General features: G+C 54.7%; 19 protein-coding genes and 1 tRNA gene. 6 read left to right on the forward strand and 14 right to left on the reverse strand.

Annotated features, from left to right (window positions below):
* Positions 1-890: helix-turn-helix domain-containing protein (locus R2I50_RS05200; protein ID WP_316608099.1), on the reverse strand; the 890-nt coding region annotated here is incomplete at its 3' end.
* Between the two features lie 521 nt (positions 891-1,411).
* Here R2I50_RS05200 and R2I50_RS05205 point away from each other — a divergent pair.
* Positions 1,412-1,487, forward strand: a tRNA-Trp gene (locus R2I50_RS05205).
* A gap of 693 nt (positions 1,488-2,180) precedes the next feature.
* Positions 2,181-3,374, forward strand: coding sequence for an MFS transporter (locus R2I50_RS05210; RefSeq protein ID WP_316608100.1), 1,194 nt, complete (start codon positions 2,181-2,183; stop codon positions 3,372-3,374).
* Positions 3,375-3,379: 5 nt separating this feature from the next.
* On the opposite strand, the gene R2I50_RS05215 is transcribed toward R2I50_RS05210, so the two are convergent.
* Entirely contained in the window at positions 3,380-4,255 is an 876-nt protein-coding gene (locus R2I50_RS05215) for a DUF5131 family protein (RefSeq protein WP_316608101.1), read from the reverse strand.
* A 285-nt stretch (positions 4,256-4,540) separates the two neighbouring features.
* Between R2I50_RS05215 and R2I50_RS05220 the strand changes: the two genes are divergently transcribed.
* Together R2I50_RS05220 and R2I50_RS05225 are read left to right on the forward strand one after the other, a co-directional pair.
* Positions 4,541-5,122, forward strand: coding sequence for a hypothetical protein (locus R2I50_RS05220; protein WP_316608102.1), 582 nt, complete (start codon positions 4,541-4,543; stop codon positions 5,120-5,122).
* 70 nt (positions 5,123-5,192) lie between these two features.
* The gene (locus tag R2I50_RS05225) at positions 5,193-6,338 is read left to right on the forward strand and encodes a hypothetical protein (RefSeq protein ID WP_316608103.1); all 1,146 of its coding nucleotides are present in this window, start codon (positions 5,193-5,195) and stop codon (positions 6,336-6,338) included.
* Between the two features lie 60 nt (positions 6,339-6,398).
* Here the strand turns inward: R2I50_RS05225 and R2I50_RS05230 are convergent, their stop codons facing one another.
* The 5 genes from R2I50_RS05230 to R2I50_RS05250 all read right to left on the reverse strand — a co-directional run bounded on the left by R2I50_RS05230 (position 6,399) and on the right by R2I50_RS05250 (position 12,804).
* The gene (locus R2I50_RS05230) at positions 6,399-7,502 is read right to left on the reverse strand and encodes a hypothetical protein (protein WP_316608104.1); all 1,104 of its coding nucleotides are present in this window, start codon (positions 7,500-7,502) and stop codon (positions 6,399-6,401) included.
* A gap of 124 nt (positions 7,503-7,626) precedes the next feature.
* On the reverse strand, positions 7,627-8,619 hold the full coding sequence (locus R2I50_RS05235) for a radical SAM/SPASM domain-containing protein (protein ID WP_316608105.1): 993 nt from the start codon (positions 8,617-8,619) through the stop codon (positions 7,627-7,629).
* The gene (locus R2I50_RS05240) at positions 8,619-9,443 is read right to left on the reverse strand and encodes a TPM domain-containing protein (protein WP_316608106.1); all 825 of its coding nucleotides are present in this window, start codon (positions 9,441-9,443) and stop codon (positions 8,619-8,621) included. The genes R2I50_RS05235 and R2I50_RS05240 overlap by 1 nt, the downstream gene beginning before the upstream one ends.
* Complete coding sequence (locus tag R2I50_RS05245) at positions 9,430-11,058, reverse strand: hypothetical protein (protein WP_316608107.1); 1,629 nt, start codon at positions 11,056-11,058, stop codon at positions 9,430-9,432. The genes R2I50_RS05240 and R2I50_RS05245 overlap by 14 nt, the downstream gene beginning before the upstream one ends.
* A 78-nt stretch (positions 11,059-11,136) precedes the next feature.
* Entirely contained in the window at positions 11,137-12,804 is a 1,668-nt protein-coding gene (locus R2I50_RS05250; RefSeq protein ID WP_316608108.1) for a polysaccharide deacetylase family protein, read from the reverse strand.
* A gap of 242 nt (positions 12,805-13,046) precedes the next feature.
* On the opposite strand from R2I50_RS05250, the gene R2I50_RS05255 reads away from it, so the two are divergent.
* Entirely contained in the window at positions 13,047-15,635 is a 2,589-nt protein-coding gene (locus tag R2I50_RS05255) for a translation factor GTPase family protein (RefSeq protein WP_316608109.1), read from the forward strand.
* A 171-nt stretch (positions 15,636-15,806) separates the two neighbouring features.
* On the opposite strand, the gene R2I50_RS05260 is transcribed toward R2I50_RS05255, so the two are convergent.
* The 4 genes from R2I50_RS05260 to R2I50_RS05275 all read right to left on the reverse strand — a co-directional run bounded on the left by R2I50_RS05260 (position 15,807) and on the right by R2I50_RS05275 (position 20,914).
* On the reverse strand, positions 15,807-17,957 hold the full coding sequence (locus R2I50_RS05260) for an SNF2-related protein (protein ID WP_316608110.1): 2,151 nt from the start codon (positions 17,955-17,957) through the stop codon (positions 15,807-15,809).
* Between the two features lie 188 nt (positions 17,958-18,145).
* Positions 18,146-18,919, reverse strand: coding sequence for a GDSL-type esterase/lipase family protein (locus R2I50_RS05265; protein WP_316608111.1), 774 nt, complete (start codon positions 18,917-18,919; stop codon positions 18,146-18,148).
* A gap of 129 nt (positions 18,920-19,048) precedes the next feature.
* Entirely contained in the window at positions 19,049-19,948 is a 900-nt protein-coding gene (locus tag R2I50_RS05270) for a TIGR01212 family radical SAM protein (protein WP_316608112.1), read from the reverse strand.
* A gap of 165 nt (positions 19,949-20,113) precedes the next feature.
* A complete protein-coding gene (locus R2I50_RS05275) occupies positions 20,114-20,914 on the reverse strand; it encodes an alpha/beta hydrolase (protein WP_316608113.1) in 801 nt (266 codons plus the stop codon).
* A gap of 159 nt (positions 20,915-21,073) precedes the next feature.
* Between R2I50_RS05275 and R2I50_RS05280 the strand changes: the two genes are divergently transcribed.
* The gene (locus R2I50_RS05280) at positions 21,074-21,538 is read left to right on the forward strand and encodes a DUF4358 domain-containing protein (protein ID WP_316608114.1); all 465 of its coding nucleotides are present in this window, start codon (positions 21,074-21,076) and stop codon (positions 21,536-21,538) included.
* Between the two features lie 58 nt (positions 21,539-21,596).
* Here R2I50_RS05280 and R2I50_RS05285 read toward each other — a convergent pair whose 3' ends face one another.
* The 3 genes from R2I50_RS05285 to ptsP form a co-directional block, all read right to left on the reverse strand.
* Positions 21,597-22,184, reverse strand: coding sequence for a metallophosphoesterase (locus R2I50_RS05285; protein WP_316608115.1), 588 nt, complete (start codon positions 22,182-22,184; stop codon positions 21,597-21,599).
* Entirely contained in the window at positions 22,181-24,142 is a 1,962-nt protein-coding gene (locus R2I50_RS05290) for a BMP family ABC transporter substrate-binding protein (RefSeq protein ID WP_316608116.1), read from the reverse strand. The genes R2I50_RS05285 and R2I50_RS05290 overlap by 4 nt, the downstream gene beginning before the upstream one ends.
* Before the next feature lie 212 nt (positions 24,143-24,354).
* The gene (ptsP, locus tag R2I50_RS05295) at positions 24,355-26,055 is read right to left on the reverse strand and encodes a phosphoenolpyruvate--protein phosphotransferase (protein ID WP_316608117.1); all 1,701 of its coding nucleotides are present in this window, start codon (positions 26,053-26,055) and stop codon (positions 24,355-24,357) included.
* Positions 26,056-26,187: the final 132 nt, after the last annotated feature.

Consider the following 26,187-nt stretch of genomic DNA (forward strand, 5'->3'; position numbering starts at 1 on the left):
GTCTGCATCGCGTAGCCGACGCGGTCGGATATATCGCCGACCTTCATGTTGGTCTCCACCAGCCTGTCCGCTGCCCACTCCATGCGCACCTTGATCTGATACTCCTTGAAGCCGTAGCCATACACCTGCTTGAAATACTTCTTAACGGTGGTATCACTCAACCCGTACTTCTCGCCGAACTGCGCCGCCGTGTACTTCGTGCCGAAGTCACCGGTCAGACAGCGGTAGATGTCCGCGGCGATCTGCTTCTGCTTTTTGCTGAGCTGACCGTCCTGTTTGCTTTTCAAGTCAGACCCGAGGTTATGACCGATCAAGACGGTCGCGGCGAGGATGACGATGCCCGCCTTGTTCTCGAAGCCCGCTTCAAGCAGCTTATCGAGAATCTGATCGGTCGACTTGGAATAAGCAAACAAGTAACCGTCCGCGTCGAAGATATCCTCCTCCGGCAGTCCCATCGACTCGATCACCACGCGCAGCATGCGGAACATGGGGCTTTCCTCCACCAGCGTGTCCACCTGCATCGTGATCTCGACGCCTGTGAAGCGGGCAGTCGTGAAATCAAAGCTGCGGTCGTCGCCGACGCTGTAGTCCATCATCACCTGCCCCGCAGGGAGGATATTCTTTTTGCCGTTTACCGTAAATTCGCAGCTGCCGTGCTTGCAGATCAGCGTGCGCAGGTAACGCCCGCCGTCTCCGCGGCGAAAGCCGAGCTTCCACAGATCAGGCAGCTCCGGTGAATAAATATCATAAAAGATGATCTGCATGCTCTTAAACGGATGGTAGGAAATGATCCGTCCCTCACCGTCCTCGAGCAGCAGCTCGACGCGCTTTTCGCGGTCGTTGTCCAGCAGCTCATGCTCGTCCAAATGACTGACTTTTTTGACTCCCATATTTCCTCTCCCTGTACGGGATCGGTCATGATGTAAAATAAACCTGTTTGATTGTAACATATTGGTTTTTCAATTACCACAACCCAAACAGTTTTTTGAACCTTTCAGAGCGATAATCGCGTCATTTTTGAAAATTTTTCCTATTACCTCTTACTAGTTGAAAGCTATTTCGGTAATAAAAACTATTTACAGTATTCTGAATAGTCTTAACCATTGAAGCATGATGATTATCTGTCATTAAAACACGTTCCGTGAATATCACTTCAGCCGCAGATTAGCCGCACGAAGAGAAAATGTCGAAATGCGTTTGAAACAGAGGACTTGCGTGCAAAAATGATGTATCGGACGTGTATTTCGCCATATCCGACACACGTCCTGCGCAAGTATGTAGAATCGTTCGGCAAAAGCGACACACTTTGCAAAAATGTCTTGACTTTTCACACGTTCGATGGTATACTTATCCTCGCACGAAAGAAAGTGCCGCACGTTTATGCGACACCCACTCGTTCAACTCAATATTTAGGGGTATAGCTCAGTTGGTAGAGCAGCGGTCTCCAAAACCGCGTGCCGAGGGTTCAAGTCCTTCTGCCCCTGCCATCCTAAAAACGGCTTAAACAGTGAGTTTAAGCCGTTTTTCTGTTATGTATGTATTCGTGTTTGCAGCACTTTTTCTACCGCTTTTTCTACCAAAAAATCGCATGAAATGCTTTAAAATCCACCGTATTCGTCGGGTACACCATCAAAACAGCATCACTTTTTTGGGGGCAAAACCCGCCCAAAAAATCCGCTGATATTCTAATAAAAACTCCGCAACACCTGCGTATGGCGTTGCGGAGTTTTGCGTTATCTTTGTTTACAGCGTCGCAATTTTTGAGATTGCTTTACCTGCGCCAAAACCACTACAATAATCCTTTTTCGGATCCTTTGAAACAAACCATATATATTCATTGTTCACCAGATATTTCAGAAAATCGTAGTTTTCAAATTCCAGCGCATAGTCAATAATAGTCTTGTCGTATTCATCGGGATTTAAAAAATGCTCAGAATCCTTTTTGATTTCTTTCCAAAGCGTTCGTCAAGCGTCGTCTGCTTTTCCATAGGCTTTAATCTTCTGTCACTTTTTTGAACTGCTTTTATTATACGACTGTTCTTCAAAAAGCACAAGTACGATTTTTGATGATACCCGGTATCTTTTTTGATACCTGTGCGAACGGCATAGTAAAGGCTGCCGTTTAATTTGACTTGTCAGAAATACCGGAATATGCTATAATCGGCAGCGGAGATGAAACGATGAACACGAAATATAAAAAGACCTTGCTGGCGTGTTATTTAGGCTTTGTGACGCAAGCCATAACCGCTAATTTTGCGCCGCTGCTGTTTATAACATTTTTTAAAACCTATCATATATCCTTTGGCGAGCTGGCGCTGATTCCCACCTGTTTTTACATTACGCAAATCATTATTGATTTCATCTGCACAAAATTCGCGGACAAAATCGGTTATCGAATCAGTATTGTACTATCGGAAATAACCTCCGCCGCCGGACTGATTGGTCTTGCGTTTTTACCGGATATTTTGCCCAATCCTTTTATCGGAATACTGATTTGCGTCGTTATTTATGCTGTCGGGAGCGGCTTGATTGAAGTGCTGTGCAGTCCGATTGTCGAAGCGTGTCCTTTTAAAAACAAAGAAGGCATGATGAGCTTGCTGCATTCCTTTTATTGCTGGGGCGCCGTCGGCGTTATTTTAGGCTCTACCTTATTCTTTACCCTATTCGGCGTAGAGCATTGGCGTATTTTAGCCTGCATTTGGGCGGTGATACCGCTCTTTAATATCGTTAATTTCGCCACCTGTCCGATGGAACCCATTGTGAAAGACGGAAAAGGAATGACGGTCAGGGAGCTTTTTAAATCCCGCATTTTCTGGGTATTGATGCTTCTGATGGTTTGCGCAGGTTCCTCGGAGGCTGTCATAGCACAGTGGTCCTCCGCCTTTACGGAATCGTCCCTGCATGTGTCCAAAACAGTAGGCGACTTAGTGGGACCCTGCGGCTTCGCGTTTTTTATGGGACTGAGCAGGGTTTTGTATGTAAAAATCAATCAGGAAATCAATTTAACCGTATTTATGACGTTTTCCGGGCTTTTGTGCTTTGGCTGTTATCTGCTGGCAGGCTTGGCGCCTATCCCGGTTCTGGGATTAATCGGCGTTATGTTATGCGGCTTTTCTGTCGGAATTATGTGGCCGGGCTCCATCAGTATTTCCTCCTCTATTCTTCCCAAGGGCGGAACCGTACTGTTTGCTTTCCTGGCTTTAGCCGGAGATTTAGGCGGCTCAGCCGGTCCTATGATTGTCGGAAATGTATCACAACTGGCAGGCGACAACCTGCAAATTGGCATTCTTTCGGGAATCGGGTTTCCCATCCTGCTCGTCATATGCGTCTTAATCATCAGAAGCCGGAAAGAAAAAGAACAGAGCTCGCTCTAAAGCGATCACTGATTGCATTTTCCGCATCGAGTGCAGCCGTTGCAGATCGGCTTCATTCCGCAGGTACTGCATTTCTCGCCAAAGTACGGCTGATAACGCCGCTCGTTTGAGATCGGCATACCGAGAAGGTTCGTGAGCTTAAAGTCAACAGCTTTTCCCCGGTAGCTTAACCCCGACTTGTATGCCTGCTGAGATTGAAGCTCGCTGCCTTCAATACAGTACATTCTGCCGTCCTTAACAAACCGCCGACCGGTTCCGCAAAACACAAAGGTCACATTATGCCGCTCGCACTCATCGCGCAGACGCTTCACCCACTCATACCGGCAGGGGCGAGCTCCGGCGTAGTTCTCTCCGTCACAGAGTACCTGCTCCACTTGACCCGTCGAAAGATATTCTTCGAGCGTGATCTCGCCGATCAGCGGCGCACACATGACGCCCTTGTGCTTGAAGGGCAGTTCCAAGAGAATCGGAATACGCTCGTCGGCACGCTTTTGATTTTCACAGCTGACATTAAAGAATACATTCTCCCATCCCTCTCCCCAATCGTGCGGAAGGCAACCGCGAACACGTTCGGGGCGTTTGGTCAGGAGAAAGAACACCACATCGGGCCGTTGACGGATGATGCCCCACGCTTCGTCCCGCCACGGGTCGGCCTCCTGCAGAAAAAAGTCTGAGGTCATGCAGACGCGCAGCTGTTCCCCACTCTGTACCTTATAGCGGCCGAGCCTGTCCTTAGTCAGCGGATAACGAAAGCCGGCTTTGGTTCGGTAGATGTCCGCGCCGCTTTTGCCGCGCTGTTCATCAAGAAAGTACATGTAGCAGTTTTTGCAGCCTTCACTGCATTTTTTACACCCGTGCCACGGGTTCCAGATATCATGCATGGCGTCACCTTCTGTTCCCTATGTGTATCAGAATCATTCCACCCGATTGCAAAATGACTGCCTCTGTTTTTTTCGGGCGCCGTATCGATCCTTCATTCAACTTTATTATATCATTTTCCGTGCTCCGTGTAAACCGGACAGTTCGGATTTAATACGATTCAGAACTGAATCGGTTCAGTGAACAGAACAGGATATTATGTGAAACTTTGTGTCGAATGTCTTGCTATTTTGTCAAAAATGAGGTAAAATATAATGGTTAAGGTATATTTCTTAGGAGGAATTATAATGAAAAGAACATTAACCGTTATGCTTACCGTTCTGCTGACCCTGGCGCTTGTGTTCACGCTCGCCGCCTGCGGTGGAAATAAAACCGCTACCGAGGCTCAGACCGAGGCGACTGTCGCTGCTACCGAAGCAGCACCCGCCGCGACCGAAGCTGCTGCACAAACCTCTTCCATCAGTCCCGACGACACCGTCTTTACACACGACGGCGTTTCCGTCGTACTCAACGATGAGGCGGAACCGATCATCGGCGCTCTGGGCGATCCCGTCAACACCAGTTCTCAGCTGAGCTGCCACGGCGGCGAAGGCGACGACAAGACCTATGAGTACAACGGCTTCAGCGTAGGCACCTATCCCAAGGACGGCGTTGACCGTATTCTCGAGGTCGTTATCTCCGGCGAAGGCATCCCAACCGCGAAGGGTATCCAGGTCGGCGATCCGCTCTCTAAGGTCACAGAAGCATACGGCGATGGCTACCGCACCGTCGGTATGTATTACGCCTATGAAGCGGGAGACGGCAAGTCGCTGCAGTTTTTCATCGAGAACGACACCGTTAAAGAAATCGACTACTATTACGACGTATAATCACTGAGTATCCGGCAGCGGCGTGAGACGGATCCCGCTTCACGCCCTGCCGTTTTTTTGAGGGAAAGCTATGAAACGGTATCTACCGCGTGCCATCAAGATTGCGTGTTTTCTGCTGGCGCTGGCATTATGCGTAGGCGTGCTGCAGGAATATGTCCTCTGCCGCGCCGATCACAACCGAGAGCGGCTCAAGGGCTTTTATGAAGAAGATAAGGACTCGCTGGATCTGGTGATCCTCGGAGCAAGCGAGGTCTACTCGGACTTTGCGCCGGGCTACGCTTACGCGCGCGACGGGATCAGCAGTTATCTCTTCGCTACACAGGCGAACTCTATCCTCAACTATCAAAGCCAGCTGGAAAACGTCCTGAGCCGACAGAAGGATCCGCTGATCGTTATCGAGCTCAACGGCGCTGTCTACGGCGACGAGGAGGAGGTCACCAAGGAAGCGAACCTCCGCAACTATGCCGATAACGTGCCGACTGACCGCGTCAAGCTGGAGTGGATCGCCCGTAATATTCGCAAGAATCAAGTCGAGTACCTCTTCCCTATCATGAAATATCACGGCGTATGGAGCGACCTTTCCGCCGATCAAAAATACCGCAAGACGATCTGGCAGAACAGGCGCCGCGGCTACAACTACCTCAAAGGCATCCTCAACGAGACCGGCGTCTTCCGCAGTACCCAGCGCTCGATGAACAGCTCGCTCCCGCAGCTCGCCGACAGCAAGGCGCCGCTGACCGGGATCGAAGAAAAAGGTCTGCGCGATCTGCTCGAGTACTGCCGCTCCCGGAACCTCACGAACGTCGTGTTCGCCCGCTTCCCGCATATTGTTGTCAAACGTACTTACTCACGCTTTGAGCGCGGCAACACCGTAGGCGATATCGTGAAGGAATACGGCTTCGACTACCTGAATCTCGAGCGGGATATCGCTGAAACCGGGCTGGATGAAGCGACGGACTTCTACAACCTCGACCATCTGAATGTCAACGGTCAGCAAAAGTTCACCGCCTATCTGACGGACGTGCTCAAGACGCATTACGGACTCTCTCCGCGCGAGAAATCCGACAGCGTCAAAGCGGAATGGGACGAATGTCAGCGCTATTATCAGGCGTATGTCAACTACAGCAAAAGCCTGATCGAGAAGGGCGAAACGATCGAGCTTTCAGAGGACTGTGAGCTGATCGAAAAGCTCAGAGATTATTTGCCGAAGGAATAATACCTGAAAAAACCGGAGCATTCAGCGCGAATGCTCCGGTTATCTTTTATTTGATTCTACTTATTGAAACTGCTGATTCAGCTCAATCGCCTTGTGCTTCCACTCAGCGTCGTTGACGGTCGTGAAGTAAGCGACGTCGACCTCATCGTCGGGACCGACAGCAAAGTAGCTGTACTTGTCGCTGTGCATGCTCCACTCGGGATCATACATCTTTCCCTCAGCCTCAGCCCAGCCGTGACCGCCGCTGTTGCAGGCGTAAACGTCGGTGCAGCCGATCGCCTTGCACATGTAGGCAAACGCCGCGCCGTAGCTGAAGCAGTCTCCCTTGCCGTAAACAAAGAGGTCGTTGGCGCAGACGACAGGCCAGTCTGATTCGCGATAGGGCGGATCATGCGGAACACCTTCGAGATAATTCTGACGAATATAGTCAAAAGCCGCCTTGAGCTTCTCTTCCTTCGTCATCGAGGAATTGGTACACTTCGCGATATCCTTCGCGGCGGAAAACAGCGCTCCGTCGGAATCGGTCAATACCTGTGTTGCTTTACCGTTGATAACGATCCAGTCAACGCCGTCAACGTTCACGCCGTCGACGTAGCCTTCGTCGACAACGCCCTGTTCATTGACATAGAAATAACCCTCGGTCTCATCGCCGACGACGGTGCTCGTCTGCATCACGCCGCCCTTGTAATAATGTCTGCCGGTCGCGTCGGTCACAAAGCCGTCAGCCTGCGCATCGGTCAGGGTGATGGTCATGCCGTCGGTCAGCGGCGTAGAAGCGTCGACGTCGGGAACAAAATGAGCGGCGTCAAAGCCCGCCTTGGCGATCGCGTCGGCGACCGTGCCGCCGAGAGCGACGTCAACATCCTTGGGGCTCGTGCCGTCGGTGACCTTGACGCGCACCATGCGCTGGATCGTGATCGCGTGATCTTCATTCTCCTTGAAAACGGTTTCAAGCGAGGGCGTCACGACATCCCGAGGGTTCAGCTTAATCTGAGCCATATCGATGAACTGCTGTACATTCATATTGTCCTTGCCGATCACGGTATAGACCGCAGTGCTGTCCGTGATCGTGACCGTCATATCCTTAGCGCAGGCAGAAAACGAAAAAGCCATAGTCAAGACCATGACCACCGTTAAAGCACACGCAATTATTCTTTTTTTCATAATGAACCACCTTTGCAGAATATATCCGTATATTCTAATCTATCCGACAAGTACAATTATAGGGCAAAAGTTAGCTTTGTCAATAAGATTACAAAATAATTCTGTAAAAGAATATCTATTCAATCTACCGCTTTTCTTGTGCAAAAAGACAATCAGGATCGGACAAGTCATAACGCCCCGTACGGGCATACGTCACGCAGCGGGCGCCTCCGCCGCACAACTCGGCGTAATCACAGCCCTTACAGCCCTCCGGGAGTCCCGCGCCGCGTATTGCGATCAGCTCGGGACTCGTTTTGTAGATCGTCAACAGATCGGAGTCATGCACGCTGCCGACGGTGATCGGCAGTCGGCGGCACGCCATCACGGAACCGTCGGCGAGAATCGTCAAAAGGCTCTCCCCCGCCGTGCAGCGGTAGATCTGCTTATTCTTACACGGAATGAACTGTAAAGCACGCTGACACGTTACGCGGTAGCGGCGGTTAAGCCGCGCCGCCTTTCGGCTGAGCTTGATGAAATCATCCGTCGTCAGGGACAGGTGACGTACATCCTCATCTGCGGGGATAATTACCCTGTCATACCAGAGCTTGTTCGCGCCGATCTCGTCGCAGTAGCGAGCGAGCTTCGGCAGCTCCTTCAGATTCTCCCGCTGAGCAGTAAAGGAAACACTGGTGAAGATACCCTGAGAGCGCAGCGCAAAGATACCCTTGACTGCCCGCTGAAAGCTCCCTTTCCCTCGGATCGCGTCATGCACCTGCTCGGTACCGTCGAGACTGACCTGAACATAGTCGACCCCGCAGGCGCGCAGGCGCTTCGCCTCACGCAAGCCGATCAGGGTGCCGTTGGTGAGCACCGCCGTGGTGATACCGCGCTTTCCCGCTTCTTCAAGCAGCCAAAACAGGTTGGGATGGAGAAGCGGCTCGCCTCCGGTGAAATTGATATGCCCTTTCCATCGGTACGCCTTCAACAGCGCCTCGTACTGATCGAGGATCTTCTCAAGAGAAGAACGGTCCTCAAAGGCGGAATAATCGTCCTGATAGCAGTGGGTACACCGCAGGTTACAGCGGTGCGTGATATGCCACTGGAGTGTGAAGAAGCCCTCGTATGATGTATCAGTCATCAGAACGACGAGCTGCCGCCGCCTCCGCAGCCGCCGCCTCCGCAGGAGCTGCCTGAGCTGCAGCCGCCGCCACCGCAGGAGCTGCCCGAGCTGCAGCCGCCGCTGCTGCACGAGGAGTGTTGAACGACGCGGGTCTTCTTACGCACGAAGGTGATATTCAGCTGATTGCCCGTCAGCGTACCGACGCCCATCGGCGCAATCGAAGGAACACTCTGCTTTTTGCTGCCCTGACTGCGTGTACCGAGTGCAATAAGGATCGCGAACACCAGACCCGCCATCACGGAGATGATCACGTAACTGCTGATCTTCATCGGCTCAGGGATATGATCGCCCTCGAGCACACGGTTGATCTGACTGTACACCTCTGACGCACATGCGTAATAATTGCTCTTAGAAGCGTAACTGCTGGCGTTCGAGGTGATGGAACGCGCCAGAGAATCGCTGACGGAATCGTAGATCGTACCGTAGGACTGAACAGTCAGCTTGCGGATATCCATATTGATCGCGAAGATCGTCGCGCTATCGTACTCAAATAGCTCTTTGCGCTTTATTCTCGCCTGGTCGATCTCGTTATAGGTCGTTTCCTCGGTCGTCCAGAAAGCGACGTTGCCGAAACGCGTGATCGGTCGCATATCCTGTACGAGCTTGGTCTCCTCCTCGTCGGTCAGCAGATCGAGCTCGTCGATGATAACGACGCGGTAGCCGGTCTCGGGATCGGTATAAGGGGTATTCCCGGCGGCGGATGCGGAAACGGCGGAGAGCGCCGCAATCAGCACCGCAGCCGTCAGGAGCGCGAGCATACGTCTGAGTTTATTGTTCATCATACAGCGCTCCCTTCTTATTGAACTGAGGCGGCATGCGCTTTGCGACGTCGCGCTGGAAGCGGATGGTATAGAGCACGATGCCGAAGAGCTCGAACATCAGCACAAATCCAAACGCATACATCGTCCAGTTCGGCGCGTGGTCGGAGACCGACAGAAAAACAGCGATCAGGATCGATACGTAGCAGACGATACGCAGCCAGCGCTCGTCATGGATCAGTTTCATCGCCTCGGCAGCCGTACCCATACGGAACATATCGGGCGATTTTTTGATCCTGTCCTTGGTTTTTTTGTAAAGATTATGCAGATTCATGTATTTCACCGTCAGGATGAAGAACGAGACTGCCACGAGAATCATGCCGAACGCGCGATGAGCGCCGCTGTAGGAGCCGTCGATCGCGATCAACGTCATACCCGCCACCATACAGAGGAAGGGGATGATCTCGGACGGTTGGAGGAATCGGGCAGGCTTAAGATCGGGATAGAGCAGGTAGCTCTCCATCGAACAGCACAGAGACTTACGGGTATAGAACAATCCCATCAGCATCAGACCGATGCCGATACCGAGGGTGGGAGCACCCTTGATGGACGGGAGATTGCTCATCCCCACCATGAGGATACCGAAGATGATACCCGCGAAGAGAAGCGCCGCGATCAGGATACGCGCGGGGCTCAGGGGAAGGTCGGCGCTGACCTTGCCCGTCTGACCGTTGACGACGGCGTAGGTGATCTTGTCATTATTGCGGTAGCTCATGAACCACACGGGGCGCAGAACGCGCTTGTGGGATTTGATATTGATCGGGACATTCGTCTCGGAGGGATCGAGCCTGAGCTTTCGGCGCTTGAGCTCCTGCGTGATATTTGGATCGTTGTTCAGCGCGTTGATGCTGTACTGCTTGAGCTCCTCGCGCGCGAGGTGACGGAACTCATTCTGCTGAACATCCGCGATCTCGGCATAAAAGCCGCTCAAATACCCGGGCGCGAAGGGCGTTCTCGCCTGCTCGTCAAAGGGCGCGATGCTCTCGCTGAGACTGTCGTCAAAGGCGGCGGAGGCGTCGTGGGTATAGCCCTCAACGGTCAGATCCATCTGACCCGTGACCTCAAAGATATCCGTTTCATATGTATTGAGGCTGACGCGCTTCTCGCGCGATTTTGCCTCGAGGACATAGCCGCCCTTCTGCTCCGCGACGTAGGTCCAGTACGGCATATAGATGCCGCGGAAGCTGTCGATCAGCTGTGGATCGCGGTATTTCTTCGACACGAAAATGTGCTTTCTGACCTCTTTGATATAAGCTTCCTTACACTGCTCCTTCGTGATCTTGAAGGGAATCACGCTCTCGGGGATCCACTCCTTATGCGTCTTGTCAAAGATCATCGACGCGCCGCCGCAGTAGGGACAGAAGCCCACCGCGTCGTTCTTATCGGTCGTCATCAGCTCGCCGCCGCAGGAAGGGCATATATAGATATAGCCCTCGTAGGTCTTTGCCGACTTCGCGTCATCCCTGACGCTGTCGCCGATCTGAGCGGGGTCATACTGACTGCCGCAGTAGTCACACTGCATGCGCTGGGTCGCGATATCGAATCGCAGCCCGCCGCCGCAGGACGGACATTGTACCATAGTTACCTCCTTAGGTTTTCAATGTTTCATTATCATAGTAAAAGCTGCCGCAAAGCGATACGGCAGCTTTGTGTCAAGTTATCGGTATGCGCTGTAATACTGTGTGCCCGGCTCGGGGGTGATCCCGCCCTTCGCGACCATCAGATCGTGACAGGTAACGAGCTGGTAACCCTGCTGAATCAGCGAGGGGACGATCTGAACCAAAGCGTCGGCAGTCGTATCGTATATCTCATGCATCAGGATGATCGCGCCGTCCTCGACATGGTTCATCGTTTCGTTATAGATCTCGTTCGCGTCGAGCGAATCCCAGTCGCGGGTATCGACCGTCCAGTAGTAGAGCGGCATACCCTCAGCGGCGCACTCGCGCTGTATCGCCTCGGTTGTAAGACCTCCCGGAGAGCGGAAGGCGGTGGGATACTGACCCGTCACGCTGTAGATCGCCTCGCTCGCCTTGCTGATATCCTCGGCGGTCACATCCTCACCGTAATTCTTATGATTCCACGTATGATTACCGAGTTCCATCCCGAGCTCGACTTTACGCCTGAGGTTATCTGCGTGCTCGGCGACGTTACAGCCGATCATGAAGAAGGTCGCCTTCGCGCCGTACTGCTCAAGGGTGTCAAGGATTCGTTCACCCGAATCCCCGCTGAGCGGCCCGTCGTCAAAGGTGAGCGCCACCATCGGGCGGCTCGGGTCGATCGATTCATCGAGCGGCTTATACGCTACCTCACGGATATCCATATGCACCTGAACCGACTTGATATCGCTCATATCTCCGATGAGCTTATCGGGGGTGTTGATATAAGGAGCGACGCGGACGTTATAGGTGCTGTAGGGCTCGACGCCCTCGATATCGGCGGCGCTGATACCGCCGTCGTCGATCCACTTCTGCTGATATTCCGCGTTCTCTGTATCCGCCTTCGCGTATTCGATACAAAAGCCCGCGGCTGAAGGATTCGTGAGCCATTCGACATGGATCACGCCCTCGGTATCGGAGGAAAGTGTGGTAATATCGGTTTTCTGCGGACGGGTCCAGACGGAATCGACCGCCGTATGGCCGCCACTCTTTGACTTATCGTTGAACGCCGTGACATAGAAGCTGTACTCGCTCGCCTGATCGAGCTTAGACACCGTATAGGTCGGCGGGTTCGGCTCCATGACCACGCCCGCCTGGGCATAGTTTTCGTCGCCGATCTTTCGGGAATAGACGTTATAGCCGTCGGCGTGCTCGACCCGCTCCCACTGTAGGGTAACGGAGTCGTTCGTCGTACCGGTCACCTCGAGCCCCTTTACGTTGCCGACATGAGATGAAGCGGCTGACGCGATCGTGAAGACTAAAACCACGAGAGCCATCGCGGCAACGGCGACGACCGGCCACCTTCTTTTCCACGAAAAATCTCTGAAAAATCCCTTTGCACGTTCGATCGGCGAAATCTCAGGATCGTTCAGCTTATCCTTTATTCTGTTTATGGCACCTTGCGTCCCCGAGTCCGCGTCAAGCTTATTTCTCCCGGGGAATGTAACCGTATCGGCGGCAGTATCCCGCACGACGTTGACGCGCGTCGCTCTGCGCGGCGCTGTGTTCTCTGTCGAAACGCGCACAGCCCTCTTCCCCGCCGCAGCCTTATCCGAAGCGCGGGAGGCGTTATCCGCTCGTCCCCTACCCGCCGCATGAGCGGGTCCGCTGCGTTTAGGAGCGGGAACAGGCTCTTCACGAAAATGCCGCGCCTGATGTTCTTTCTCCATATTCTACCCCAACATACAGTGAGATTGTGCTAACTGATTTATTATAGATGATATTATATGTGCTATATTTACTTATTAGAATTATAAACAATATCTTGTCATATTTTGCAGAAAACGATCGTTTTTAGCTCTAAATATGGTATCATTCTTCTTGCAAGGAGCATGGATTCATGGTAGAATAACAGCAGAATGATCCAACAGAAAACGATTACTTCACGGTTATGAGAAAGGAGGTTGCACAGATGAAGCAGATCACCGTCGGGATGCTGGCGCATGTTGACTCGGGAAAAACCACCCTCACCGAAGCGATGCTGTACCTCTCGGGAGCGCTCAGTAAGCTCGGTCGCGTCGATCACAAGAACTCCTTTCTCGATAACTTTCAGCTCGAGCGCGACAGGGGCATCACCATCTTCTCGAAAATGGCGGTATTCACCACCCCCAACGCCCGCTATACCATCCTCGATACCCCCGGGCATGTGGACTTTTCCGCAGAGACGGAGCGAGCGCTTCAGGTGCTTGACTACGCGATCCTCGTCATCAGCGGCACCGACGGCGTACAGAGCCACACCACTACCCTCTGGAAGCTCCTGCAAAAATACCGCGTGCCGTGCTTCCTCTTCGTCAACAAAATGGATATGGACGGCGCCGATAAAAGCCGTGTGCTCAACGAGATCAAATCGAAGCTCAGCGACAGCGCCGTCGACTTCACCGCCGAGAGGAACGAGCTGTACGAGAATATCGCCTTATGCGATGAAAAGCTGCTTGAAAGCTACTACGAGACCGAGACGGTCGGTCATGACGATATCGTCCGCGTGATTCGCGAGCGCAGGCTCTACCCCGTGCTGTTCGGCTCCGCGCTGAAACTCAGCGGCGTTGAAGAGCTTCTGCAAGCGCTCGACGCCTATACCGTAATGCCCCGCTGCGGCGACGATTTCGCGGCGAAGGTCTACAAGATCAGCGAGGACAATCAGGGCAACCGCCTGACCTTCATGAAGATCACAGGCGGCAGTCTCAGGGTCAAGGATATCCCCGCCTCCCGCAAGAATACCGCCGGCGAGAAGGTCAACCAGATCCGCCTGTACTCGGGCGAGAAATTCACCGTCGCAGATACCGCCGAGAGCGGTACGGTCTGCGCGGTCACGGGACTGAGCTTCACGAGCCCCGGCGACGGCTTAGGTACCGAGAGCGACTCGGGGCTGCCGGTGCTCGAGCCGGTGTTGACCTACTCGGTGATTCTGCCCGATACCGTCGACGTACATACAGCGCTCGCGAAGCTGAGGATCCTCGAAGCGGAGGATCCGACCCTGCACGTCAGCCTCAACGAACGCAGCGGCGACATCCAGCTGCAGCTGATGGGCGAGATCCAGCTCGAGATATTGCAGAGCCTGATCCCCGAGCGGTTCGGCTTCCGGGTCGGGTTCGGACAGGGCAGCATCATCTACAAAGAAACCATCCGAAACACGGTCGAGGGCGTGGGGCACTTCGAACCGCTCAGGCACTATGCCGAGGTACATTTGTTATTAAAGCCCGCCGAACGCGACAGCGGACTGCTGTTCAAAAGCGAATGTAAGGAGGATGAGCTCGACAAAAACTGGCAGCGGCTGATCCTCACGCATTTGTATGAAAAGACCCATCTCGGCGTACTGACGGGCTCGCCGATCACCGATATGGAAATCATTCTCAAGGCGGGCAAAGCCCACGCAAAGCACACCGAGGGCGGCGACTTCCGCCAGGCGACCTACCGCGCCGTACGTCAGGGTCTCCGCTCAGCCGAAAGCATACTGCTGGAGCCTGTATATGACTTTGTTCTCTCTGTCCCCAGTGAGAATATCGGCAGAGCGATGACCGATATCACCCGCATGGGCGGCGCTTTCTCCCCGCCCGAGACCGACGGCGAGAACGCCCTGCTGATCGGCACCGCTCCCGTATCAGCGATGCGCGGGTACTCGAAGGAGGTCGTGCAGTACACCCGCGGCAACGGCAGACTGAGCTGTACGCTCAAGGGCTATGAGCCCTGTCACAACGCCGACGAGGTGATTGCGCAGCTCGCCTACGACGCCGACAGCGACGTCGAGAATACTGCCGACTCGGTATTCTGCTCTCACGGCGCGGGTCATACCGTCAAGTGGGACGAGGTACCGAAGCACATGCACCTTCCGAGTATTCTTGATAATTCTAAAAAAGAATCATCAAGCTCTTCGCCCGATATCCGCGATCTCTCCCGCTACAAAAGTCAGAAGGACATCTTCGCGCTTGATAAGGAGCTGATGCAGATCTTCGAGCAGACCTACGGGCCGGTACGGCGCAAGGTCTACAGCGAGCCGAAGCGCTATAAAACGCCCGATTATCAGAAGCAGAAAAAGAGAAAGAACCTGCCCTCCGACTATAACGGCGTCGAGTATGTCTTAGTAGACGGCTACAACGTCATCCACTCTTGGGACAGCCTCAGAGAGCTTGTCGGCGAGCATATGGACACCGCCCGCACCCTGCTCGAGAACACACTCTGCAACTATCAGGGCTACAGGAAGTGCGAGCTGATCCTCGTGTATGACGCCTACAAGATCAAGGGGCATGACCGCGAGGTCGAGAAGATCAACAACATCACCGTCGTCTATACCAAGGAGGCGGAGACCGCCGATATGTACATCGAGCGCGCGTCGTATGAGCTCGCGAAGAACAACCGCGTGCGCGTCGTGACCTCCGACGGGATGGAACAGCTGATCATCCTCGGCAACGGCGCCATCCGCGTAAGCTGCCGCGAATTCTTCGAAGAGATCCAAAAAGCCGAAGCAGAGATCAGGGAGATCATTTCGGAGAACGGTGAACGGTGAATGGAGAACGGTGAATAGTGAATGGTGAATGGTGAATGGCGGACGCTGTCCGCACCTGATTGATAATACTTTGATAAAGAAACAACGTCTGCGACCCTACATAGAGTCGCAGACGTTTGAATATAGAAGCTGTTATATCAATCCAAAAGCCATCAGGCTTTCCCAACATCGTTAACCGTTAACCGTTCTCTGTTCTCCGTTCGCGGCTTGTTCCGCCTGCATGATGTCGGCGATCGCCGCCTTATCCAGCTCGAGGGTATCGTCAGCCGCCTTGCTCTCGTCGGCGAAGGCGTCGAACTCGCCCTGCTTCTCGGCGAGGATATCCATGATCCGCTCGTCGATGGTATCGTCACACAGCAGTCGGTACACCAACACCGAACGCGCCTGACCCATACGGTAAGCGCGGGAGATCGCCTGGTTCTCGATCGAAGGCTTGAGCTGAGGCTCGCACAAGATGACGACCGAGGCGCTCTGGATGTTCAGCCCCGTACCGCCGGACTGGATCTGAGCGACCAGCGCGGTACCTGCGGGCGCCTTATCGACCTCGTCGATGATCTCCTGACGGCGCATCGGGGTCACGGAGCCGGTGATGGGCTCCATGGCATTTTCGCCGAGGAGCGCGCAGATCTTACCGACCGTATCGAGGAAGAAGGAGAAGATCAGCACCTTGCGGTCCTGCTCACGCGCGTCCTCGATGATCTCCAGCATGCGCTGCGCCTTGGAGGACTTGGAGAGATCGTCCACGTTCCATGAGACGCGGCGTGCCGCCATGAAGTTCGACTCCGAAAGCGCCTCCTGATAGACCTTCTTCTCCTCGGGCTGCAGGTTGCACCACTCCATGCTCTCGACCAACTCGGGCAGCTCGGTGAGGACGTCCTCGCGCTTGCGGCGGTAATAGACCGGCGCGACCGCCTCGCGGAACTGAGGCGCGGAGGAAAGCGCCAGCATGGGCTGTATTGTCTTGGACACATCGAGATTGAGAATGTTGATGAGGGTCGCCATCTCCCCTACCCGATTCTCGAGTGCGGTACCGGTCATAAACAGGAGTCGCTCGGCATGCTCGCACAGGCGCTTGACGTTACCTGTCCGCTGAGCGGAGGGATTCTTGATATAATGCGCCTCATCCACGGTCAGCATGGTCAGTCGGAAGGCGTCGGCAAGATCAAATACGGCGGTCGTTTCATAGGTCGTGACCGCTACGCCGCCGTCGGTCAGCCACTGCTGTAAGGCGGCTTCCTTGCCGTTACCGTGAACCTTGATGACGGAGAGGTCGCTGTGCTTTGCGATCTCACGGCACCAGTTGGTCAGTACAGAAGCGGGACAGACGACCGCGAAGTGCGTACCGCCCTTGTTGCGCAGGTGTACCATCACGGCGATCGCCTGCACGGTCTTGCCGAGACCCATCTCGTCGCCGAGAAGGATACGGCGCTGGGCGACCGCGTACTTCACGCCCCACTCCTGATAACGGCGCAGGGTACAACGCAAGCCCGTCAGATCGAGCTCAACGTCGGCGACCGACTCGGCGAGTTCCTCGGGCAGTCCGTAAACGCCGTCGCCCGAGCCGACGCGGTCGGGCTCGATGTTCTCGAGGATGTTGATATAGCTGATGCTGTCGCGGGAGAAATCATCCCACGCGTCCTTGGAGGTGGTAAAGGTGAACTGACGGAGCACCTCGAGCTCACGGTTCAGCGGGGCGAGGTTCGTATCGGACAGGATCTGCGCGAGCGCGTCACAGGCGGCGTCAGCTTCATTCTTCTTCGCGCTTGACGTAAAGAGCCAGCGGATGCCGCCCGAGGCGGGCTTGGAGGCTGTCATCGCCTGGGTCAGAACGGTATCGTAGTTCTGACGGAACTGCGACGCGGCTTCGACAGCGGAGCGGATATGCTTATACTTGCACAGCGCCGTCACCAGCGCGGTGGAGTCGGGATTCTTATCGTCGGCGCTCAGTCTGATCTTCGTGCCGCTCTGAGCGGTCTGCGCCAGCTCTGCCGCCGCCTGCTTGATCGCCTGCGCGCCCTCGGGGCTGATGCCGTTGATCGCGGAGATACGGTGTACATTCGCCTTGACGATATCGGCGACGGTATGGAAGCCCGCGTCGTGCAGAGCCTTGACGCGGATGCCCTTCTTCTCGCGGTTGAGCTCGTCGACGGGGATAGCTTCGAGCAGCTCCATCGAGCCGCTGCCCGCGATCTTCGCGGTAGCCGCGGTGATCTCTTGATAAGAGCGGTCGGCAAGGCTGTCGAGCTTTCTGAGCTTTGCGTACAGCTCCTCATACTTCCGTCTGAGCCGCTTGACCTCGCCTGTACTGTAGTTGCGTGCCATAGACACTCACCTTTCTGAACTGTATATCGGTTGGAATCGCATAGGCTAAAACCCTCGCGAGATGATGTTTAATCGGTTGAGATTGCCGCGTCGGGACGTTGTCCCTCCTCGCAATGACAATTTGTATTCACTCTCACAATGACATTTTGAAAAAACGGCAGCGCAAACTACGCTGCCGTAAATCATGATTAAGCGTTATTTTTCAGATACTCCACCCAGATCTGACAAGAAGTATCGTTGAAGTGCAGACCCATGTTATCGGGATCGCTGCAGTAATCAAGCGGCAGGTTACCATCCTGATCGGCAAGCGCGGAGAACACGTCGAGGTACTTGTAGCCGCTCTGTTCACAGTAGGTCTTGAGCATGCCGTTGAACTCCTTGACGAGGTTATTGTTGAAGTTTTCCTGCTGTTTATCGGCGATGATCGGCGTCACGGACTGGATATAGATCTTTGCCGAGGGGGTCTTTTGAAGGATGCGCTGAACGAGCTGTTTACAGCTGTCCATCGCGCCCGTGGTACCGTAGAGTCCGATATCGTTCATGCCCAGCATGATGAATACGTTCGGTTTACCAGTCAGCGAGCTGCACTCCTCGGTCAGGTGTACTTCTCCCTGATAGTAGGGATGCACCGCGTTGGGGTCGTCAAGCGTCCACAGGGCGTTGGTATAGCCCAGACTGCCCGCGCAGAAAAACTCCGCCTTACCCAGTGCCTCGGGATGATCGGCGCAGTAGTAACTGAGCTTGAGGGTGACGCTGTCACCGACCAGCACCGCGTTGTCAAACCATTCGGCGGTCTTGGGAGATGTATTGTCGTAGCCGTTATCGACTGCCGTCGTCTCGACGACGACCGCTTCGGTCGGGGGCTCGGTGGCTCTCTGTTTATCGACGACCGCCTTGCATCCTGCGAGCGTCAGGATCAGACACAGCATGATCGCTGTAACGGTACAGCGGATTCCTTTCATCTATTACACATCCTCTCGGGTTTCGTTCGTTTCTTTGATGTGGAAAAGTATAGCACAACAGATTATCCGTATATTTCCAATTTAGAATTATCACAATCTGTTAACAATTTTATTTTTTCTGTAATAGAATTATAAAAGCGAGCCCTGAATCACCTGTCGGCGTTCAAATTCACGGTTGACGGCGTTCAGTACGCGTTTTTTGTCCGCGCTCCACAGCGGGGCGATCAGCCGGCTCTTTGCGCCGTCGCCCGTCAGCCGATGGATAACGACATCCGCGGGCAACAGCCCGATACAGCGGCAGAGGATATCCGTGTACTGTTCGAGCGTGAGCGTTTCGAAAGCGCCTTTCAGATACACATCGGCAAGGTCGGTACCCTCGAGCACATGGAGCAGCTGGAGCTTGATCCCGTCGGTGACCCGACCGACATAGCGGACAGATTCTTCCATCATCTCGGGACTCTCCCCCGGTAAGCCGAGGATAAGGTGCGTGACGACCTCGAGCCCCGCTGCATGCAGATCGGCGACCGCCGTATCGTAGACCGACAGCGGATAACCGCGGCGGATATAGGAGGCGGTGGTCTCGTGGATGGTCTGGAGTCCCAGCTCTACGGTTACGGGCTTGCGTGCGTTCAGCTCCCGCAGCAGGGCGATCACGTCGTCGCCGAGGCAGTCGGGACGGGTCGCGATACTCAGCCCGACGATGTCATCGGGAGCGATCGCCTCACGGAAAACGCGCCGCAGATACGCAACGTCCGCGTAGGTGTTGGTATAGGGCTGGAAGTAGGCGATATAGGCGCCGCCGGGGGTCTTTTTCGCAACGCGGCTCTTGGCTCTTTCGAGCTGTTCGGACACAGACAGCGCACAGGACTCGGCGAAGTCACCCGAGCCGCCCGCACAGAAGATACACCCGCGGGTATCCAGCGTTCCGTCACGGTTGGGACAGGTCATCCCGCCGCTGATCGCGAGCTTATAGACCTTCTGCCCGTATTTTCGATTGTAATATTCGTTTAAAGAATAATAGCGTAACATACTCTACTTCAATTCAATACTGACAGTTGGTATATAAATCGGGTGCGGACAGCGCCCACCCTTCACCATTCTCCGTTCACCGTTCTCCGAAAAAAGCCGTCACGCTTTCCGTAACTTCTTAGTTCTTAGTTCTTATTTCTTATTTCTTAGTTCTTAATTCTTAGTTCAACAAAGCCGTTCTCCGAAGAAGTCCATCATCCGCTGTTTGTAATCCGGCGCTTCATCGAATACACAGTGAGCGTACTCCGTGCCGTACATATACAGCTCGCCGCCGAGAGCATCGGCGATCGCGCGGGAATTCTCGGCAGGGATCAGCTTATCGCCCTCAGCACCGATCACCAGCGTCGGGCAGGTGATCGCAGGCAGCTCATCGAGCACATCGAACTCCTGTATCGCGTTACCTTGGATGATGAAGCGCGCGATATCGTTTTCGGTCGCGTCATCATTCATATGGACAAGCAGGTCCTTGAACTGACCGAGCGTATTCTCGGAGAAGAGGTTGTCGAGAAAGCTCGCGGTCAGCCCCTCCATATCGCCTGAGCGCGCGAGCTCGAGCCACCTGCCGATGCCGCTGATCTCGGGGTTGATCCTCGCCATCGTGGAGCCGAGCACCATACGGCGAACCAGCCGGGGCTTCTCGAGCGCAAGGGACATCGCGATCATGCCGCCCAGCGACGCGCCGAACACGTCCGCACCCTCGATCCCGAGCGCCTCCATCACGACGGCGGTATCATGCGCGATCTGACGGATGGGGTACGGATCGGGCATATTCGACCGCCTGTCAAAGAGATACACCGTGTATTTTTCGCCGAACATACTGTACGCCGACTCGACCGCCTTCGCGGTCAGCAGAACACTCTTCACGCCGAGACCCGGGAGGATAACGAAAGCCCTTTCCCCCGTGCCGAAACGGTCATAATCCATCTCGATACCGTTTACGCTGATATGCTGTACCATCTTCATCATCCTTTCGTTTCACCGGTCATATTCTACCATATCGAACCTCAAAATACAAGAACTCGCCTCAATTCGCACAAGGATTACTACAATCTTGATACAATATTTGATTTTCCGTATTCGATACGGTATAATAAGGTCACTGAAAAAACAGAAAGAGGTATGAAAATGAAAAGAATTACAGCAATCATATTAGCAGTCCTGATGATAACGGCGGTTCTCGCCGGCTGCGGCGGCGCAAAGAGCGTCGACCTGAACAGCGTGATGACCGGTATCAACAGCCAGTTCGGCTTCAGCGGCTTAAAGACCCTCGAGGACACCAAGGCGCTCAACCGCTACTACCAGATCAACGAGGCTGACGTCAAGAGCTTCGCGGGCGAGCTTTCCACCGCGGCTTCTCAGTACACCGAGGTCGTCATCGTCGAGGCGAAGGACAGCAACGCGGCTCAGAACATCAAGACCCAGCTCGACGCTCACCTGAGCTCTCAGCTCAACAACGCGAAGAGCTACGACGCCGATCAGGTCGCGATGATCGAGGCTTGCTCCGCTAAGACAGTCGGCAACTACGCTTATCTGGTCGTCAGTGACAAGTTCAGCGAGATCACCGGCGTGATCGAAGCAGCGCTGAAATAATCATAAGAAGCAGTAAAGGCTATCCGCTCATTCGGATAGCCTTTTTTCTATGTAAGAATTATATTTCGATGACCGCGTAGCCGAAGGCGTTGACCACCAGCGTACCGTTGTGGATGGTGCGCTGCGGGATATTGTGGTTATACTCGCGGTGAACATGACCGTGTACAAAGAGCGCGGGCTTGTACTTCTTCAACAGCTTATGAAAGCACTTAAACCCCCTGTGCGGGAGATCCTCGAGGTCGTTCAGCCCTCTCGCGGGCGCATGGGTCAGGAGCACATCGATCCCGCCGTGGCGCATGATGCTGAATTTTCTGCGTAGGATACGCAGGCGCATCCTACGCTCCGAGTACATATACTTCCCCTCGCGGTACTTCATCGAGCCGCCGAGCCCCAGGATCCGCAGGCCCGCGACCTCGACCACCTTATCGTCCGCACAGATACACCCCAGCGGTACCTTCTTATGGTTCTCGTCATGATTTCCGTGGACATACACCAGCGGACAGTCGGCAAGGGTCATCAGGAATTCCAGATACCCCTCGCTGAGGTCGCCGCAGCCCAGTATCAGGTCGAAGCCGTCGAGCTTACCGGGATGGTAGTAGTCGTAGAGCGCCGCGGATTCCTTATCCGCTACTGCGAGGATCCTCATATCTCCTCTTCGGCTTTTTTCTCCGCCTCCTGCTCGGGGTCGTTCTGCGCCTTCTCGATACCGGCTGTGGTGACGGTTGCCTTGCCCATATCGTTGAGGTCGTTATACTTCGGGATCTCGCCGATGACGTTCGAAGCGAGGTAATCCATGTTGATGATCTGGTCGAGGGTCAGTGACTTCTGTCCCTCGCCGATGACCTCGCCGCTCTGGGTGATCAGCGGAGTCAGGAACGGGATACAGATATTCTGCTTGATGCTCTCCTTGAGGAAGTCGACCAGTCGGCGGGTCGAGAGCGCGAGCTTGTCGGAATACCAGACGTCGACAACACCCTCGGAGATGCCCCAGTAGTAGTTGAGCGCCTTATCGGACCTGCTGTACGCCGTCTGCAAACTCTTGTCGAGGATACGGGTGATGATCTCCTCGTAGTACTTGCCCCAGCACCAGACGGAGTGCATCAACGACTCGCTTTTGTCATCCACAACAAAGGACAGACCGTAGGTCTCGCGGTCGTCGGCGAGGAAACGGGAGGTATCCTGCGACGAAATGAAGTGTATGCCCTGCTCCGCCAGCGCCTTCGCGGCGCCCTCGGCGCCCTTGACGGACGACCATTCGAGGTAGACCCGGGCGCGGGGATTGGTCATCTGAGCGCCTAAAGCAAAGGCATTAATGCCCGCGATCTGACCGTAGATCGGGTAGTCGCAGACGTAGCCGAGCTTACCGCTGTCGGACAGCGTGCCCGCGACAGCGCCGAGGATGAACTTCGCCTCATACATGCGGGTATAGTAGGTCATGACGTAGCGGTGGCTGAGGTTCAGGGAGCAGTTGAGGATAATGACCTCGGGATGCTCCACGGCGGCGCGTACGCTCGCCTGGATCAGGCGCGGCGAGGTAGTGAAGATCACGTTACAGCCGTCCTCGATCGCCTGCAGGATCACCTGATAGGGGTCGTCTGCAAGAGCGTTCGGGTAGGTCACGGTGTCGATCTTATCCTCGAACTTCTCCTGCACATAGATCCTGCCCTCCTCGTGCTCATGCACCCAGCCGGAGCGCGCGGGCGTGCCGTCATAGACAAAGCCGACCTGCAGGGACTTCTCAACGACGTTCGACACGATACGCGAGATCAGACCCTGCGGCTTATCGACGGGAGGCTCGGTCTTGAGCTCGATGGGCTCTTCGGCGTCCTTGAGCCGGACGTCCTCCCACATCTTCTTGAGCTTCTTCCGTATATCTTCGGCGTCCTCGGCGATCAGCTCGTCGTAGCTGTAGACCTGCAGATAACCGAGCAGGGCGTCGCCGATGGTGGACTGCAGCTTATCGCCGCCGCTGAGCATGTATGCCTTCTCAAACTTGCTGTAAGCCGCGACAAAGGTGCGCTGATCGTCAACGCTCCATTCCTCGCTGAGCTCCTTGCCGAGCGCGGTGAGCAGCTCGGTGTAACAGCCGCGCTTAGAGAACTCGACAAAGTTGATCTTGGTATATTTATAGAAGGAGAGGAACTCGTAGTACATCTCGATGCGCCCGCTGCCGTCGCGTTCGGGCAGGATACGGGTGACCTCGCCCTCGATGAAATCGGCGTTGAAGAACTTGAGCACGCTGACGCGCTTGTTGCCCTCCTGAACGTAGAAGCGGTTCATGTACTCGAACGCCTTGATCGGGTCATGGATACCCTCTTCAATATGCGCTTCGCTCAGGTGCTGCCATTTGACGGCGAACTCGGTATTCTCCTCGAGGATCGGCATGAAATTCGCCGCGAAGGAGGTGGCACGGCCGGCGGTCTTGGTACCGACGACCTGCTTTAAGGGGATATGCACGAGGCCGAGACTGACCATAGAGGTGTTCTGATCCTCGGGAATAATGTCGTCAAGCGCCGGCAGATAGGGGCTGACGCCGTTTGCCTTGCAGGACTGGACTTCCTTCTGTCCCAGCTTCAGCGCGTCCTTATAATAGCTTTCTGCCATATATAAAACCTCTTTTTCTGAATGTTATTGATGAGTCACACATATTATGTGACACCTAAAGTATAAAACATTCATCGAAAAATGTCTATCGTTACATTATGAGATTTACACAAATTCCGACATCTTTTTTTGTGCAAAATAAGGGTGCGAAATCTTCCGCACCCTTATCATTTTGTCATTTATGAACCGTTATCAACGTTGCTCACGGATGATCAGATAACGGATTTCAGATAGTCGGTGATCTCCTTCTCGGTGGTCATCGCCATGACCTTCTCAGCGACCTTATCAGCCTCAGCCTTCGTCCACTTGGCGATATTCTTACGCACCTTGAGGACGGATACCGCGGAGACGGAAAACTCGGTCAGCCCGAAGCTCATCAGTAGCGGGATCATCATGGGGTTGGCGGCAGCCTCGCCGCACATACCGACCGGGATACCGGCGCGCACGCCGTTCTCGATGATGCTCTTGATCAGTCTGAGGACGGACGGCTGGAACGGAGAGTACAGATAGCCGACGTTGGAGTTGCCGCGGTCGCAAGCCATCGTGTAGCCGGTCAGGTCGTTGGTGCCGATCGAGAAGAAGTCCGCTTCCTTCGCCAGCAGGTCGGCGATCACGCCGGAGGCGGAGGTCTCGGTCATCACGCCGACGGGGTTGTTCTCATTGAACGCGATACCCGAAGCACGCAGGTCGGACTTTGCTTCCTCTACAAGCGCTTTACCGGCGCGGAGCTCCTCGACCGCCGTGATCAGCGGGAACATGATGCGAACGTCGCCAAACGCAGACGCGCGCAGGATCGCCTTGATCTGCGACTTGAACATATCGCGGTTCTGCAGGCAGTAACGGATCGCGCGGAAGCCCATGAAGGGGTTCTCTTCCTTCTCAAGGCCGAGATAAGGGATCTCCTTGTCGCCGCCGATATCCAACGTGCGAATGATGAGGGGCTTGCCCTTCAGGACGACGGCGGCAGCCTTGTACGCCTCGAACTGCTCGTCCTCGGTGGGCAGGGAGGTACGATCCATGAACAGGAACTCGGTACGGAAGAGACCTACGCCCTCGCCGTCCTTCTCCATCGCCTTCGCGGCGTCCTTTGGGGTACCGATATTACAGCACAACTCATACTCTTCGCCCGAGGCGGAGACGGTGGGTTTGCCTCTGAACATCTCGAGCTCACGCTTCTCACGCAGGTAGGTATCTCGCTTCGCGGTATATTCGTCGACCTGCTCCTGAGACGGAGCGGTGATGACGTCGCCGTTGTTGCCGTCGACGATGATCTGCTCGCCGGAGCTCAGCTGTGACAGGGCGTTCGGAACGCTCAGTACCGCGGGGATCTCCATCGCGCGCGCCAGGATCGCGGAGTGGGAGGTCTGGGAGCCGGTCTCGGTGATGATACCGACGATATTATCCTTCTTGATGCCCGCGGTCATGGAGGGAGTCAGCTCGTGGACGACCAAAACGGTGCCGGCGGGTGCGTCGCTGATCTTGACCTCCTGTACGCCTAAGAGAATACCAAGCAGGCTGTCGCGGATATCCTTGACGTCGGCGGCACGCTGCATGGTCAGCTCGTCGCCGGTCGCGGTGAACATATCTATAAACATCTGACAGATCTGCTCCACAGCCGCCTCGGCGCACTGGTGAGCCTTGATCAGATTCTCGATTTCGCCTTTCATAAAGGGGTCGCTGATGATCGCGATATGACCCTCTAAAATCTCTGCTTCCTTATCGCCGGTCGACTTGCGTACCGCGTCCGCCTGCTCAAGGGTATTCGCGGTAAAGGTCTCGACCGCACCGTGAAAGCGCTCGAGCTCCGCGTCGATATCGGCGACCTCACGGGGCGTATATGTGAGCTCGCGGTCGACGATCAGCATCACTCTGCCGATGCCGTAGCCTTCGGAAGCGCCTAATCCTTTCATCATAAGTAATCACCTCTTAATCAGTTGAGATTGCTACAGGGCTAAAGCCGCCCTTCGCAATATTCAATATTATAATATAAACAATCACTGCGGGAAGCGTGCTGCCGCAGCGCACCGCCCGCAGTGACGGATGGA

It is taken from the genome of uncultured Ruminococcus sp., from assembly GCA_902785355.1.
Lineage (GTDB): Bacteria > Bacillota > Clostridia > Oscillospirales > Acutalibacteraceae > Ruminococcoides.

Bases quoted from the DNA above. Each gene is read 5' to 3' on its own strand.
- R2I50_RS05250 (WP_316608108.1), bottom strand. From the start codon at position 12,804: ATGGAGAAAGAACATCAGGCGCGGCATTTTCGTGAAGAGCCTGTTCCC.
- ptsP (WP_316608117.1), bottom strand. From the start codon at position 26,055: ATGATGAAAGGATTAGGCGCTTCCGAAGGCTACGGCATCGGCAGAGTG.
- R2I50_RS05225 (WP_316608103.1), top strand. From the start codon at position 5,193: ATGAAACGGTATCTACCGCGTGCCATCAAGATTGCGTGTTTTCTGCTG.
- R2I50_RS05245 (WP_316608107.1), bottom strand. From the start codon at position 11,058: ATGGTACAATGTCCGTCCTGCGGCGGCGGGCTGCGATTCGATATCGCG.
- R2I50_RS05240 (WP_316608106.1), bottom strand. From the start codon at position 9,443: ATGATGAACAATAAACTCAGACGTATGCTCGCGCTCCTGACGGCTGCG.
- R2I50_RS05265 (WP_316608111.1), bottom strand. From the start codon at position 18,919: ATGAAAGGAATCCGCTGTACCGTTACAGCGATCATGCTGTGTCTGATC.
- R2I50_RS05235 (WP_316608105.1), bottom strand. From the start codon at position 8,619: ATGACTGATACATCATACGAGGGCTTCTTCACACTCCAGTGGCATATC.
- R2I50_RS05285 (WP_316608115.1), bottom strand. From the start codon at position 22,184: ATGAGGATCCTCGCAGTAGCGGATAAGGAATCCGCGGCGCTCTACGAC.
- R2I50_RS05280 (WP_316608114.1), top strand. From the start codon at position 21,074: ATGAAAAGAATTACAGCAATCATATTAGCAGTCCTGATGATAACGGCG.
- R2I50_RS05255 (WP_316608109.1), top strand. From the start codon at position 13,047: ATGAAGCAGATCACCGTCGGGATGCTGGCGCATGTTGACTCGGGAAAA.
- R2I50_RS05230 (WP_316608104.1), bottom strand. From the start codon at position 7,502: ATGAAAAAAAGAATAATTGCGTGTGCTTTAACGGTGGTCATGGTCTTG.
- R2I50_RS05260 (WP_316608110.1), bottom strand. From the start codon at position 17,957: ATGGCACGCAACTACAGTACAGGCGAGGTCAAGCGGCTCAGACGGAAG.
- R2I50_RS05270 (WP_316608112.1), bottom strand. From the start codon at position 19,948: ATGTTACGCTATTATTCTTTAAACGAATATTACAATCGAAAATACGGG.
- R2I50_RS05215 (WP_316608101.1), bottom strand. From the start codon at position 4,255: ATGCATGATATCTGGAACCCGTGGCACGGGTGTAAAAAATGCAGTGAA.
- R2I50_RS05210 (WP_316608100.1), top strand. From the start codon at position 2,181: ATGAACACGAAATATAAAAAGACCTTGCTGGCGTGTTATTTAGGCTTT.
- R2I50_RS05275 (WP_316608113.1), bottom strand. From the start codon at position 20,914: ATGATGAAGATGGTACAGCATATCAGCGTAAACGGTATCGAGATGGAT.
- R2I50_RS05220 (WP_316608102.1), top strand. From the start codon at position 4,541: ATGAAAAGAACATTAACCGTTATGCTTACCGTTCTGCTGACCCTGGCG.
- R2I50_RS05290 (WP_316608116.1), bottom strand. From the start codon at position 24,142: ATGGCAGAAAGCTATTATAAGGACGCGCTGAAGCTGGGACAGAAGGAA.